The 14184-nt window shown below is 48.1% G+C and carries 14 protein-coding genes and 1 tRNA gene; 2 read left to right on the top strand and 13 right to left on the bottom strand.

The window, feature by feature from the left end:
* Positions 1–3 precede the first annotated feature (3 nt).
* From KNQ02_RS01295 to KNQ02_RS01275, 5 genes are all read right to left on the bottom strand, one after another.
* Positions 4–1482 carry a sugar ABC transporter ATP-binding protein gene (locus KNQ02_RS01295; RefSeq protein ID WP_214807216.1) on the bottom strand — a complete coding sequence of 493 codons (1479 nt, stop codon included), beginning with the start codon at positions 1480–1482 and terminating at the stop codon, positions 4–6.
* 12 nt (positions 1483–1494) lie between these two features.
* Positions 1495–1884 carry a D-ribose pyranase gene (rbsD, locus tag KNQ02_RS01290; RefSeq protein WP_214807215.1) on the bottom strand — a complete coding sequence of 130 codons (390 nt, stop codon included), beginning with the start codon at positions 1882–1884 and terminating at the stop codon, positions 1495–1497.
* Entirely contained in the window at positions 1881–2759 is an 879-nt protein-coding gene (gene rbsK / locus KNQ02_RS01285) for a ribokinase (RefSeq protein WP_214807214.1), read from the bottom strand. Before rbsK ends, rbsD begins: the two co-directional genes overlap by 4 nt.
* Positions 2756–3736 (bottom strand): LacI family DNA-binding transcriptional regulator, encoded by a 981-nt coding sequence (locus tag KNQ02_RS01280; protein ID WP_088837739.1) that lies wholly within the window; start codon positions 3734–3736, stop codon positions 2756–2758. The genes rbsK and KNQ02_RS01280 overlap by 4 nt, the downstream gene beginning before the upstream one ends.
* Positions 3737–3916: 180 nt before the next feature.
* Positions 3917–4249: a hypothetical protein gene (locus KNQ02_RS01275; RefSeq protein WP_029331344.1), complete on the bottom strand. Its 333-nt coding sequence runs from the start codon at positions 4247–4249 to the stop codon at positions 3917–3919.
* A 152-nt stretch (positions 4250–4401) separates the two neighbouring features.
* On the opposite strand from KNQ02_RS01275, the gene KNQ02_RS01270 reads away from it, so the two are divergent.
* Positions 4402–4722 (top strand): hypothetical protein, encoded by a 321-nt coding sequence (locus KNQ02_RS01270; protein ID WP_088837740.1) that lies wholly within the window; start codon positions 4402–4404, stop codon positions 4720–4722.
* A gap of 481 nt (positions 4723–5203) precedes the next feature.
* Here KNQ02_RS01270 and eno read toward each other — a convergent pair whose 3' ends face one another.
* From eno to KNQ02_RS01230, 8 genes are all read right to left on the bottom strand, one after another.
* Entirely contained in the window at positions 5204–6496 is a 1293-nt protein-coding gene (gene eno / locus KNQ02_RS01265; RefSeq protein WP_023469213.1) for a phosphopyruvate hydratase, read from the bottom strand.
* Positions 6497–6568: 72 nt separating this feature from the next.
* On the bottom strand, positions 6569–8116 hold the full coding sequence (gene gpmI / locus KNQ02_RS01260; RefSeq protein WP_214807213.1) for a 2,3-bisphosphoglycerate-independent phosphoglycerate mutase: 1548 nt from the start codon (positions 8114–8116) through the stop codon (positions 6569–6571).
* A complete protein-coding gene (gene tpiA, locus KNQ02_RS01255) occupies positions 8117–8869 on the bottom strand; it encodes a triose-phosphate isomerase (protein WP_159173411.1) in 753 nt (250 codons plus the stop codon).
* Positions 8870–8898: 29 nt separating this feature from the next.
* Positions 8899–10083 carry a phosphoglycerate kinase gene (locus KNQ02_RS01250; protein ID WP_088837743.1) on the bottom strand — a complete coding sequence of 395 codons (1185 nt, stop codon included), beginning with the start codon at positions 10081–10083 and terminating at the stop codon, positions 8899–8901.
* Between the two features lie 122 nt (positions 10084–10205).
* On the bottom strand, positions 10206–11216 hold the full coding sequence (gap, locus tag KNQ02_RS01245; protein WP_088837744.1) for a type I glyceraldehyde-3-phosphate dehydrogenase: 1011 nt from the start codon (positions 11214–11216) through the stop codon (positions 10206–10208).
* Positions 11217–11269: 53 nt separating this feature from the next.
* A complete protein-coding gene (locus KNQ02_RS01240; protein ID WP_029331355.1) occupies positions 11270–12292 on the bottom strand; it encodes a sugar-binding transcriptional regulator in 1023 nt (340 codons plus the stop codon).
* A 118-nt stretch (positions 12293–12410) separates the two neighbouring features.
* Positions 12411–12674 carry a glutaredoxin family protein gene (locus KNQ02_RS01235; RefSeq protein WP_214807212.1) on the bottom strand — a complete coding sequence of 88 codons (264 nt, stop codon included), beginning with the start codon at positions 12672–12674 and terminating at the stop codon, positions 12411–12413.
* On the bottom strand, positions 12671–13819 hold the full coding sequence (locus KNQ02_RS01230; protein WP_214807210.1) for an RNA polymerase factor sigma-54: 1149 nt from the start codon (positions 13817–13819) through the stop codon (positions 12671–12673). Before KNQ02_RS01230 ends, KNQ02_RS01235 begins: the two co-directional genes overlap by 4 nt.
* A gap of 188 nt (positions 13820–14007) precedes the next feature.
* Here KNQ02_RS01230 and KNQ02_RS01225 point away from each other — a divergent pair.
* Positions 14008–14083: transfer RNA gene (locus KNQ02_RS01225), tRNA-Arg, on the top strand.
* Positions 14084–14184 lie beyond the last annotated feature (101 nt).

Genomic DNA, 14184 nt, shown 5'->3' with positions numbered 1-14184 from the left:
ATCTCATTGTCCTCCTGTCGCAAGTGTCATGATACTTTCTTGCGTCGCCTCTTGTTGTTCGAGCATTCCGCTCACTTGCCCTTCCCGCATCACGTAGACGCGGTCACTCATCCCGAGAATCTCCGGGAGGTCGGAACTGATCATGATGATTGCGACACCAGACGCGGCGAGCTCATTCATAATCAGGTAAATTTCTTTTTTTGCCCCGACGTCGACACCACGTGTCGGTTCGTCGAGGATCAAGACATCCGGTTTCGTCCCGAGCCACTTCGCGAGGACGACCTTTTGCTGATTTCCGCCGGAGAGTGACTTCGCCGGTTGATCCATCGAACTGTGACGGACCGACAACGACTTGAGATAGCCTTCCGCGAACTGGCGCTCCGACTGATCGGAGATGACACCCGACTTCGCTAACGACTGGATTGTCGGTAAGGAGATGTTCTCCCGGAGTGAGAAGTCGAGGAACAAACCCTCGCCTTTTCGGTCTTCCGTCAAGAAACCAAGTCCTTGTTTGATTGCATCATATGGGGATTTGATGTTGATGACGTTGCCATTCAGCTTGATTGTTCCTGCCTTCAGGCGATCGACACCGAACAGACCACGCATGACTTCCGTCCGTCCCGCTCCCATCAAACCGGAGAAGCCGACGATTTCACCGGCCCGGACGGAAAACGAAACGTCTTCGAACCGTTTCCCCGTCGCTCCCGTCACTTCTAAGACCGTGTCACCGTATGTGACCTTGCGTTCCGGGTAGCGTTCACCCATCTCGCGTCCGACCATTTCCCGAACGATTTGTTCAAATGATGTCTCAGCGATCCGGTGGGTCGAGACGGAGACCCCGTCCCGCAAGACGGTGATCCGGTCACACAGTTCGAAGATTTCTTCCATCCGGTGCGAGATGTAGACGATCGAGACGCCTTGCTCGCGTAACGCCGTCGCGACACTGAACAGGGCGCGAATCTCACGTTCCGTCAAGGCAGCTGTCGGTTCATCCATGATGATGACCTTTGCGTGCGTCATCAGTGCTTTTGCGATCTCAATCATCTGTTGTTGCCCGACCGATAACGTCCGCGCCAGTTGATTGACATCCATGAAGACGTTTAGTTCCGCCAGTTCCCGTTCCGCGAGCCGTTTCATTTCCGCCTGTTTCAACACACCGAAGCGTGAATTCAACTCACGACCGAGGAAAAGATTTTCCGTCACAGTCAAATCAGGCAGAATGTTTAACTCCTGGTGAATGAAGGCAATCCCCGCTTCTTCCGCCAGTTTCGGATTTTTATAGTGTTGTTCGACACCATCGACTTGAATCGTTCCTTCGTCCGCTTTATGGACACCTGTCAAAATCTTCATCAGCGTTGACTTACCGGCTCCATTTTCCCCCATCAAGGCATGAATTTCACCTGTCGCAAGTTCGAAGTCGACACCCTTTAAGACGGGCACGGGACCAAACGCTTTTGTGATTCCTGTCATCTCAATGTGCATCGTGCTTCCCCCTTAAAAAATGACACCGGCGTGTAAAATTACATTGGCGTAAGGTGTCGCTTCACCTGTCCGGATGATGACTTTCGCCTGCTTCGTTAGCTCTTTAAACGCTTCGTGCGAGACGTATTCCGTCGTCACGTTTAATTGACTGACCGTAGTGAGTGCCGCTTCGTTCGCATCCTTGATTTCGGTTGCCAGTGTCACCTGTTCGACCGCCATATCGTCCGCGACGACGCGCAAGACGTCGGCAAACGCCGGTGTCCCGAGTTCGAGCGCTAAATCAATCCGCGCAACGCCCGTCGGAATCGGTAAGCCGCAATCAGCGATGACGATCATATCGGTATGACCGAGATCTGCTAAGACTTTACTGATTTGACTGTTCAAAATGCCGTGTCGTTTCATACTTCGACCTCCATCTGTTCCCGCGATGGCATGCCGCCTTGAGCACCGAGCGCCCGGACGGACATACCGGCTGCCTTGTTCGCAAAGCGAATCGCTTCCGTCAGTGACTTTCCTTCCGTCAACGCGACAGCGAGTGCCCCGTTGAACGTATCGCCGGCACCGGTCGTATCGACGACGTCCGTCTTAATCGCCGGCACCGTCACGATGGCGTCGCCGTCATAGAAGCGGGCACCACGACTGCCTTCCGTTACAATCAATTTATTCGGATACTGGCTTAACCAATGTTCAAGAGATTGTTGTTGTCCGAAAATCAAGCCGCATTCATGTTCGTTTGGTGTTAAGTACGTCACGTCTTCGAGCAACTCGTCGTCAAGGACGATGGCTGGCGCCGGATTCAAGATAACGGGAATACCGTGCTCTTTTCCGTAACGCGCCACCTGTTTGACCGTTTCCAGTGGAATTTCGAGCTGTAATAAAATCATGTCCGTCTGACCGAGCAAGCTGTCGAGCTGGCTCTCGTCATAGACGACGGCGAGGTTCGCCGACTGGACGACGACGATCGAGTTGTCGCCTTCCGCGAGCGTGATGTGGGCCGTTCCCGTCCGTTCGTTCGCGATCGTTCGGAGGTGTGTCGTCCCGACGTGTTCCGCTTCGAAGTTTTGGCGGATCGCTGTACCGCTCGCATCGTCACCGATGCATCCGACCATCTCGACGCTCCCGCCGAGCCGGGCGACGGCAACTGCTTGATTTGCCCCCTTACCACCCGGGACGGTATGAAACGCTGAGCCGATGACTGTTTCACCCGCTGACGGACGACGATCGCTTTCGACGACCAGGTCCATCGAGATACTCCCTACTACACTGATTTGTTTCATATTTGTTCATCCTTCCGCTTCGTCGTTTCCCGTTCGATGACTTCGACCGTCAACTCATGATGGACGGCCGCGATTTCTTTTCCTTCAATTCGTTGAATCAGCAATTTCGCCGCCAGTTCCCCCATCTGATAAATCGGCTGGGCGATCGTCGTCAGTGGCGGTGAAATCATTTGCCCGAGCTCGATTCCGTCATACCCGATGACTTGCAGTTGCTCAGGAATCGCAATCCCGCGTTCTGCCGCGACTTGAATCGTTGCCGCTGCAATGACATCGTTCGCTGCAAAAATTCCGTTACAGGTATAGTGGTCGAACAAATAGTTCGCCGCGTCGAGTGCGCCTTGAAAATGAAACGGGGACTCGATGCTTGCGACGAGATGTTTTCCTGCGACTTCTTCAAAACCATCCCGGCGTTTTTTGATCGTCGGTAACTTTGACGGCCCACTGATGACGACGAGTTCATCCGCTCCGTGATCGAGCAAAAATTGGGCTGCCTTCTTCCCGCCGTCGTACCCGTTTGATGTGACGGTCGGGATTGCTCCTTGTAACACCCGGTCGAGTGCGACGATCGGCACTTCGATGGTTTCATAGTTCGGGTTGTTCGAGTAGTTCGTCGTAATGATCAATCCATCGACATGCATCGCTTCGAGAGACTGGATATATTCATGTTCTTTCTGAAACTGTTCATCCGTGTTACACAAAATCACTTGATATCCATGCTTATGTGCCATATCCTCGACGGCACGTGCCAGTTGGGGAAAATAAGGGTTTGTGATGTCCGGTACGATCAATCCAATCAATCCTGATCGTTTTTGAAACAAGGAACGGGCGACACGATTCGGTCGATAATCAAGCTGTTTAACCGCTTGAAGCACCGCCACACGCGCTTTTTCGCTGACATATCCTTTTTCATTCATGACGCGTGATACCGTTGCGACTGATACATTTGCCACTTTCGCTACTTCCCGGATGGTCGACATGATTTCGCCACCTCTTTCTTTTGATAACGCTTACAATATGTATCATATTGTGTAACCGGTTACACATCAACCGTTTTCCGTAAAATATATTTTATTTATTTTATTCCGCTTACTTTCTAAAACTCCATACATAGCAAAAAAGTACGAAAAAACGTTTCATACGAACGTTTTCCGTACTTTTCAAGAGTGTTGGTGTCGTTTTTTGAAAGCTCTTCGAAGGATCGCAATGACGAACGCGAGGATCGCGAGCGGTTCGAATAAGTAGATCAGCAAAAATGTAACATCGATGATGGCATCTTGCGGATTGTACCGTAAGATATAAATCGCACCCGGTAGTAAGGCAATCAATCCCCCGACACCCAGGATGGTTCCGATGATTAAACTTTGTCGTGAGAAACGACTCGTGATTTGATAAAGTCCGATGAATAGAATCAATTCCGTGAAATAGATGATACGTAACGGAATATCGTCAATCGATGTCTCCATTCCTAGAAATAAATAACGAAACAACATGATTCTTCCCTCCCCGTTCTTTCTTCTGTACCCGGTTATTGATTCGATTAATGCAACAACTGCGACTTGACTGCATATCCTAGCTTAATTTAGGGAACTAAACTAGAGGATAGAGGTTAAATCAAGGATATAAGAGAAAGTTGGGGGTTTCGGTGAAAGAAGAATATTCAATGAAAGTCGTCAGCTGTTTAAATGATTTTTTTAAAAACAACAAAGAACCACTCGAAGTCGATTTACTGCGTGGACTTCCACCCGTCGTCTTGTTGCTAAAAGATGGAGCAAAACGATCATTTCCTGTTGAAACCAATCTTCATGATGAATTGCTGAGTGATATCAAGCGACTTGTGCAAGAATGCCTGGATCCGGAGACCTTGCGCAATCTTGACATCGACACAGATTTACCTGAATTTTTTGTCACGAAAGCACCACTGTATTCACCGTATCATTACCTCGTTACGTTTATTGAGGATTGATTTCAAAGCGTAAAATTTCATTTTAATATTACGGGATTCGACATTGAGTCGGATCTCGTTTTTTTACATTTACCAAAAAAATCATTCATTCGCTCGCTTTTCTAGGGCGGGACGCAAGCCGCGGAGCTCTTTTCAGATCTCCGGGTCTCGCCTGTCCCTGACGGAAGCGTCGCTTCCTTCTCCCTTAGAAGTCGAGCTATGAATGACTTTCCTTATTTCCTATAAACCGGGGTCACTTATTTCATGCGACTCCTACAGGAAAAAGTGCAAGCCTGCTTGCGCTGTCAGAGACAAACAAGACCCGATTTCCTGCCTACAAGAGGCAGGGAAACTGGCTTGTGTCTCGCCTGAGGAAAGTGCGTGAAATAAGTGTGATCCCGTCTCCCCCCTTAGGAAAGCTAGTGAATCGGTTTTGTTTTTAAACTACAGGACAAAAAAACAGCCCCTCGCTAAGCGAGAGACTGTCGACTCAATCCGTAAATTACTTCTTGAGGTTGTAGAATGATTTGATACCATCGTAGACAGCAACATCTGAAAGCATGTCTTCGATGCGGAGAAGTTGGTTGTATTTCGCGATACGGTCTGTACGTGAAAGTGAACCCGTTTTGATTTGACCAGCGTTTGTCGCAACAGCGATGTCAGCGATTGTTGAATCTTCTGTTTCACCAGAACGGTGAGAAACGACAGCTGTGTAACCAGCTTTTTTCGCCATTTCGATTGCGTCGAATGTTTCAGTCAACGTACCGATTTGGTTAACTTTGATGAGGATCGAGTTAGCGATGCCTTTTTCGATACCTTCAGCAAGTTTTTCTGTGTTTGTTACGAACAAGTCATCCCCAACGAGTTGAACTTTGTGTCCGATACGATCTGTGAGAAGTTTGTGGCCATCCCAGTCGTTTTCGTCACAGCCATCTTCGATTGAGATGATTGGGTATTTGTCGACGAGTTGTGCGTAGAATTCAACAAGCTCTTCTGTAGAAAGGACTTTGCCTTCGCCAGCGAGGTTGTATGTTCCAGCTGCTTTGTCGTAGAACTCAGAAGAAGCGACGTCCATTGCAAGGTAAACATCTTCGCCTGCTTTGTAGCCAGCTTTTTCGATTGCTTCAAGGATAACTGTGATTGCTTCTTCGTTTGATTTCAAGTTTGGAGCGAATCCACCCTCGTCACCAACTGCTGTGTTAAGACCCATTCCGCTAAGAACTGATTTCAACGCGTGGAAGATTTCAGCACCCATACGAAGTGCTTCTTTGAATGTTGGAGCTCCAACAGGCATGATCATGAACTCTTGGAAGTCAACGTTGTTGTCAGCGTGTGATCCACCGTTGATGATGTTCATCATTGGAGTTGGAAGTGTTTTCGCATTGAATCCACCGAGGTACGTGTAAAGTGGAAGTCCAAGCTCATCTGCAGCAGCACGAGCAGCAGCCATCGAAACACCGAGGATTGCGTTAGCGCCGAAGTTACCTTTGTTTTTTGTTCCGTCGAGATCGATCATTTTTTTGTCGATTCCAGCTTGGTCGAAAACATCGTAACCGATGATTTCAGGTGCGATTTTTTCGTTGACGTTGTCAACTGCTTTCAAGACACCTTTACCGAGGTAACGTGCTTTGTCGCCGTCACGAAGTTCTACTGCTTCGTGCTCACCAGTTGATGCGCCTGATGGGACGAGTGCGCGACCAAAGCCGCCGTCTTCTGTATATACTTCTACTTCTACTGTTGGGTTACCGCGTGAGTCAAGAATCTCGCGTGCATAAATCTCTGTAATCATTGACATTTAAATTCGCTCCTTTTAGTTGAAAAAAAATAGTGTGTGTTGCTTTGTTAGACGTTTATTCCATCGACGGGATTATTTCTTTAATACGATGGATTTACCCGTCATTTCTGACGGCTGATCTGCGCCAAGTAGATCAAGTAATGTTGGTGCTAAATCCGCTAATGCGCCTGTAAGTGGCTCGAGAAGCTCGACGTCTTCGACTGTCACGATACATGGTACCGGTTCTGTCGTATGGGCCGTCATCTTGCTGCCATCTTTATTGAGCACTTTATCGGCATTTCCGTGGTCAGCAGTCACGATTGCTGCGCCACCTTTGCTGACGATCAAGTCAACGACTTTACCGAGACATTCATCAACTGCTTCGATTGCCTTGATTGTCGGTTCGAGCATACCCGAGTGACCAACCATGTCCGGGTTCGCGAAGTTCAGGATGATGGCATCATGTTTGTCGGAATTGATCGCTTCAACAAGCGCATCCGTTACTTCATAAATGCTCATCTCTGGTTGTAAGTCGTATGTTGCGACTTTTGGCGACGGGATTAAGATACGATCTTCGCCTTCATACGGTTCTTCACGTTGTCCGTTGAAGAAGAACGTGACGTGTGGATACTTTTCAGTTTCCGCAATCCGTAATTGTTTTAAGCCTTGCTTCGAGAGTGTTTCCCCAAGCGTGTTTTTGATATCTTCTGGCGGGAAGACGATATCCGTATCAATCGCATCCGAGTACTTCGTCATGGAGACGAGCAGCAGGTTCTTCGGTGCATTGTCCGGAAGTTCGAATCCTGTGAAGCCAGCTTTTTCTTTGTAGACCTTCGCCAGTTGAATCGCACGGTCAGGGCGGTAGTTAAAGAACATGATTGCATCGTTGTCGTGGATCGGTGCGACTGGCGTACCGTCTTCCTGCACGACGACGGTTGGTTCGATGAACTCGTCCGTAACGTCCTTCGTATATGATTCTTCTACCATGCCGATTGGGTCTTTTGTTGTCGGGCCTTCACCGTATGTGATGACGTCATAGACTTTCTTGACGCGCTCCCAACGGTTGTCGCGGTCCATTGCATAATAGCGTCCAGAGACACTTGCGAATTGACCGACTTGTAACTCATCCATCTTCGCTTGCGCGTCACGAAGGAAACCAGCACCCGATTGCGGATCACAATCGCGGCCGTCCGTGAAGGCATGCAGGTAAACTTTTTCGATTTCGTGAAGTTTCGCGAATTCAAGAACAGCATACAAGTGGTTGATGTGACTGTGGATTCCACCGTCAGATACTAAACCAAAGATATGGAGTGCTGAATCATGTTTCTTCACGTGACCTGCCGCATCGTTCATCGCTTGACGCGAGAAGAACGAGCGATCTTTGACGGCGTTGTTGATTCGGGATAGCGATTGGTAGACGACGCGACCTGCCCCGATGTTGAGGTGACCCACTTCTGAGTTCCCCATCTGACCTTCAGGCAAACCAACGTATTCCCCTTTCGCATTCAACAACGTATGCGGATATTTGTTCCAAAAGCGATCGAAGTTCGGTTTGTTTGCCGCTGTCACAGCATTCCCGAATTCTTCATCACGCATACCGAAACCATCAAGGATGATAAGTGCGACTGGACGTTTTTTCATTTAAATCGCCTCCAACAGTTTGAGGAACGATCCTGTCTCAAGACTTGCTCCACCAACGAGTGCTCCGTCGATGTCAGGTTGAGCCATATATTCTTTGACGTTCTCCGGCTTGACGCTGCCACCGTACTGGATACGAACTGCTTCTGCAGCTTCTGTACCGAATTCAGCAGCGACGACGTCGCGAACGAATTTACAAGAATCTTGTGCATCTTGTTCTGTCGCTGATTTACCTGTTCCGATTGCCCAGACAGGCTCATATGCGACGACAAGATTTTTCACTTGGTCGACAGTCAAGCCTTTAAGGCTGTTTGCCGTTTGTTCACGAATGACGTCTTCGAACTTGCCGCCTTCGCGCTCTTCAAGTGTTTCACCTACACAAACGATTGGAACGAGACCGTGCTCGAACGCTTTTTTCGCTTTGCTGTTGATGAATGCATCTGTTTCACCAAAGTACTCACGACGTTCAGAGTGACCGAGGATGACGTATGTCACGTCAAGCTCTTTTAGCATGACAGGACTGATTTCGCCTGTGAATGCGCCACTTTCTTGATCGTACATGTTTTGAGCACCGATTTTAAGATCAGTTCCAGCTGCTGCTTCCGTTAAATGAGCAAGGAATACAGCTGGTGCACAGACAGCAGCATCGACAGTCGATGCAGCTGGTACTTTGCCTTTTACTTCTTCTGCGAATGCGACTGCATCCTTCAGAGTTAGATTCATCTTCCAGTTACCTGCGATGATTGGTTTACGCATTGAGAAACACTCCCTTGTGAACTATTGGATTACTTGTCGTTAAGCGCTTCGACACCAGGAAGGGCTTTACCTTCCATGAACTCGAGGCTCGCTCCGCCACCAGTCGAGATATGGCTCATCTTGTCTGCAAGACCGAATTTCTCAGCTGCTGCAGCAGAATCCCCACCACCGATGATTGAGTATGCGTCGCTATCAGCAAGTGCTTGAGCGACACCTTTCGTTCCGTTTGCGTATTTATCAAGTTCGAATACGCCCATCGGTCCATTCCAGACGACGAGTTTCGAGTTCTTGATTGCTTCCGCATACAGTTCGACTGTTTTTGGTCCGATATCAAGTGACATGTGATCCGCTGGGATACTGTCGATATCGCGTGGTCCTACATATGTTTCTTCGCCGAATTCCTTCGTGATGACACAGTCGACCGGCATTAAGAACTTGACGCCTTTGTCTTCTGCTTTTTTCATGAATTCTTTCGCTTGGTCGATTTTGTCTACTTCGAGAAGTGACGTTCCGACTTCATAACCTTGAGCTTTGAGGAATGTATAAGATAATCCCCCACCAATGATCAACGTATCGACGATATCAAGCAAGTGATCGATGACACCGATTTTGTCGGCTACTTTCGATCCCCCGATGATTGCAGTGAACGGACGATCCGGGTTCGAGATCGCTTTCCCGAGAACTTGAAGTTCTTTTTCAATCAACAATCCCGCTACAGCAGTATCGACATGGTGCGCGATTCCTTCTGTAGAAGCATGTGCACGGTGAGCTGCACCGAATGCATCGTTGACGAAGATATCTGCGAGTTTCGCAAATCCTTCAGCGAGTTCAGCATCATTTTTTGTTTCTCCAGGGTAGAAACGAACGTTTTCAAGAACGAGAACGTCTCCTGCTTCAAGCTTGCTGACCGCTTCTTCAGCGACCGGGCCATACGCTTCTTCAACGAGCTTGATGTCTTTACCAAGCAATTCGCTGAGGCGTGCTACGACTGGTGCAAGTGAGAACTCAGGATTTTTTTCGCCTTTAGGACGTCCCATGTGGCTTGCGAGAATGACTTTCGCTCCGCCATCCATCAAATGTTTGATTGTTGGAAGTGCCGCACGAATCCGTGTGTCGTCCGTAATTTTACCGTCTTCTAGTGGTACGTTGAAGTCGACACGTGTAAACACGCGTTGACCTTGTACATCGATGTCGCGAATTGATTTCTTATTCATACATTCGTCCTCCGTCTCATACGTATAGTGAGGGGCTGTGACGCCCCTCCAGACTTTTTTTCGCAATAAGAGCGGAGACTGGTAGTTTCCGCTCTTATTCAATTGCTATTTAATTGCTCGAATTACTTAGCGATTTCTGCGAAGTGTTTGAGTGTACGAACGAGTTGGCTAGTGTAAGACATTTCGTTGTCATACCAAGCAACTGTTTTAACGAGTTGCTTGTCGCCGACAGTAACAACTTTAGTTTGTGTTGCATCGAAGAGTGATCCGTAAGAGATACCAACGATGTCAGAAGAAACGATTTCGTCTTCAGTGTAACCGTAAGACTCGTTCGCTGCTGCTTTCATAGCTGCGTTAACTTCTTCCACTGTAACTTTTTTCTCAAGAACTGTTGTGAGCTCAGTGAGTGAACCTGTAGCGACTGGTACACGTTGTGCAGATCCGTCAAGTTTACCTTGAAGTTCTGGAAGAACGAGGCCGATTGCTTTAGCAGCACCAGTTGAGTTAGGAACGATGTTAGCAGCTGCTGCACGTGCACGACGGAAGTCACCTTTAGGGTGTGGAGCGTCGAGTGTATTTTGGTCGCCAGTGTAAGCGTGGATAGTTGTCATAAGACCTTCAACGATTCCGTACTGATCTTGAAGAACTTTCGCCATTGGAGCGAGACAGTTCGTAGTACATGAAGCACCAGAGATAACTGTTTCAGTTCCGTCAAGAATTTCGTGGTTCGTGTTGTAAACGACAGTTTTCATGTCGCCAGTAGCAGGTGCTGAGATAACAACTTTTTTAGCTCCAGCTTTCAAGTGAAGTTCAGCTTTTTCTTTGTCTGTGAAGAAACCAGTACATTCGAGAACGATGTCAACACCGAGCTCGCCCCATGGAAGTTCTTCTGGGTTGCGGTTAGCAAGTGTTTTGATTTCTTTACCGTTTACGAGGAAGTATCCGTCGTGTACTTCAACTTCTCCGTCGAAACGACCTTGAGTCGTATCATATTTTAAAAGGTGTGCAAGCATTTTAGTGTCTGTGAGGTCGTTGATTGCGACTACTTCGATTCCTTCAAATTGAAGAATTTGACGAAGTGCCAAACGCCCGATACGTCCAAATCCGTTAATACCAACTTTTACTACTGCCATGATAATTTTCCTCCTTTTAGTGTAAAGCGAGTTATCTATTATTCAAAAGGGGGCTACCCTTTCAAAATCGTTGTTGCGGCTCCTTCATCCGTAATGAGGATGATGTTTGGAGACTGTTTGACGTAGGCATTGATCGCTTCTGCTTTCGAATGACCACCGGCGACAACCACGACGTGTTCGACTTTTTTCAAGTCGTCGAGTTGTAGTCCGACCGTTTTGACACGGTGGACGATGTTTCCGTCCCGATCAAAATAATATCCGAATGCTTCTGCGACGGCTTGCTCGTCTTCGAGCTGTTCCAAAAGAGCTGTCGAAGCACGACGACGTTTTGCCATCGTTTTTGCCTCACCAATTCCATGTACCACGATTGAAGCATCTTTAATCATCTGTAAGACATTTTTAATGCTCGGCTCCTCGACCATCTTGACGAATGTCTCGGTGCTGACCATGTCTGGAATGTGAAGCAGATGATAGTCGCTTTGGGCACGTGAAGCCATGCGTGAGCAGACCGTATTCGCTTGAAGTTCAAGCGTTTCGCCAAGACCGCCTCGTGCGGGTACAAACGTCATCGGACGATTTTCCTTATCGGGCGACATCATCGCCGCGACCGAAGCCATCGTCGTCCCACCTGTAACTGCGATCGTATTGTGGTCTTTTGAAAGTTCACGTTTTAAGCGGGCAACTGTTGCCCGTCCCATATCGCGTTGCACCCAGAAGGTTTGATCCGAATCACCCGGTACGATGACGACGTCTTTTACACCAAGCTTCTCTTTTAAGGCTTTCGCCATATCGGAGATCCCGGCGAGTTCCGCCATCACACTGTGCATGCTTCGTAATACCGTCCGCCCTTCATCCGTCAAGGACATGCCTTGCGTCGCAACTTCCAGTAAGTCTTGTTCTTTTAAGAAGTCGACCTCCCGGCGTAGAACGCGTTCCGTCAAGCCAAGGCTCGTCGCAAGTGTTCGTCGTCCGATCGGTTGCATCAGGCGTACATAATGAAGAATGTCGTAACGTGTCTGCATTTCTTCAATCAGATCAGGCACGATTCGCTTTTGGATCTGTACTAACTGCCGAATCATGTAACTCCCGCTCCTCTCAAATTGCTGGACACTTTACGTCCCGCGTGTCATATCTTGTCCCACTTGGTACATTGCTATCATAACAGTACCTTCGTTTTGTTTCAAGTCTCGACCGTCATCTTTTTTCAAGTAAACGATTTCTGACCGCCTCTGTCTCAAATTTTCCATGACTTAAGATTTCGTTTTGATGTGCGAGAACCGGTATTTCGTAGAGGTACTTCAGACTGAGCGCCGCATCGTTGTCAATGTTGATTTCTTCGAATGTCCATTCGGGAAATTCATCTAATACAAAATCGAGCAAGATGGCGGCTTCCTCACATAGTGTACAACCCGGACGTGAATAGAGTGTTAAGTGCATGTTTTCTTTTGTTCGCATCATGAATTTTCCTCTCGTCTCTCGAAGTCCGCTTGGGTCAAACCAAGGGCTGCCCGATATTTTGCGACCGTTCGTCTCGCGACCGTAATCTCCTCCGCTGTGAGACGGTCCGTCAATTGTTGATCACTCATCGGAACAGGTGCGGCTTCGAGCAGTTGAGCGATCCGGACCTTAACTAAGAAACTCGACGTCCCGGTCGTCGTCCGTGAGACGAAAAAATCTTCGAGTAACATCGTGCCCTGAATCGTCTTGACCGTTTTGTTCGCAATCGCCCGTCCAACCGTCGACGGATGATGCCCCGTCACTTCCGCCACTTCTTTTTTAGTCAGTGGCGCGAGCTCGAGCTTTCCTTTAAACCAATTGAGCTGTCGCTCGATGATGACGTCCAGAATCGCCCGAAGCGTCGTCCGTCTCCGTTCATATGCACTCAAGAACGGTTTTGCTTCATCGAGGTCCGCCCAGCTCCGGTCGATTTCGAGATCGGACCAGTTGATCGTCAACTCGCCGTCACGGAATTCGATGTCTGCTTCCGGAATCGTCAGAACGGTCGTCTCCGGAAGGACCGGTGCTTTTGGTAACCGATCGAGCGCCGCTTTGATCCGTATCCGGTCTGTTGCATCATCAATGTCTTGAAGTACTTGTTTGACAGCAATCCCTTCATTCAAATCCGTCGCGACATCAATCAATAACGCGTCATCTAGTTCGAGTGCGTGCAACAACCGGCATTCATTCGCGGAACGTGCCGCAATTCCCGTCGGTTCACACCGTTGTAAAACGTGTCGTGCTTGTTTTACGAGACTGACGTCCGCCTCTAACAATGTTGCCAGTTGCGCATCCGTCGTCCGCAATAATCCATCCGTATCTAAGTACGTCATGAGTTGTTCCGCCATATATCCTATTTCCTGTCTGACCGATTCTAAACGTATTTGCTGAAGAAGCGTCGCTTCAAATGAAGCGACACGGTCTGCGACGCGGCCAAAATCAACGTCGATTGTTTTACTGAGATTATTCCGATAAGCGCTTGTCCGGCGTATGATTCGGTATACATGTTCTTCGAGTTCAGCAAATGATTCTTCAAGAATCGTCAACTGAAACAATTGGGACGTCGATAACGTCATCCGTTGCGTCTGTTCCTGGCGCTGTTCCATCGTCGGATCTCCCTTCATTCCATTGCATCTTTAACTCTTCTATATAGTATAGAGGAAAAAAATCTTCCGACCGTCTAGAAAGTCCTCCTTAAGCATCTTTCGCCCGAAAAAAAATGTTGAATTTATCAATCGAGTATTGCTTTCCTGAAAAAATGTCGGTATACTATTAATTGTTCAGTAAAAAACATGCACCCGTAGCTCAGGGGATAGAGCACTGGTTTCCGGTACCAGGTGTCGGGAGTTCAAATCTCTCCGGGTGTACCATCTTTGAATCTACAGGCAATGCCGTTCGCGGTATTGCCTTTTTTTCTATATTGATATGTTTAATTCAATGCCATTCAGGAAAAATACATAAAAGTCGCATC

Origin of the sequence: Exiguobacterium sp. s102 (assembly GCF_018618635.1) — a bacterium.
GTDB classification, from domain to species: domain Bacteria; phylum Bacillota; class Bacilli; order Exiguobacteriales; family Exiguobacteriaceae; genus Exiguobacterium_A; species Exiguobacterium_A oxidotolerans.
Note: the sequence above shows the minus strand (reverse complement) of the source record. Positions and strands in the feature narration are given on the sequence as shown.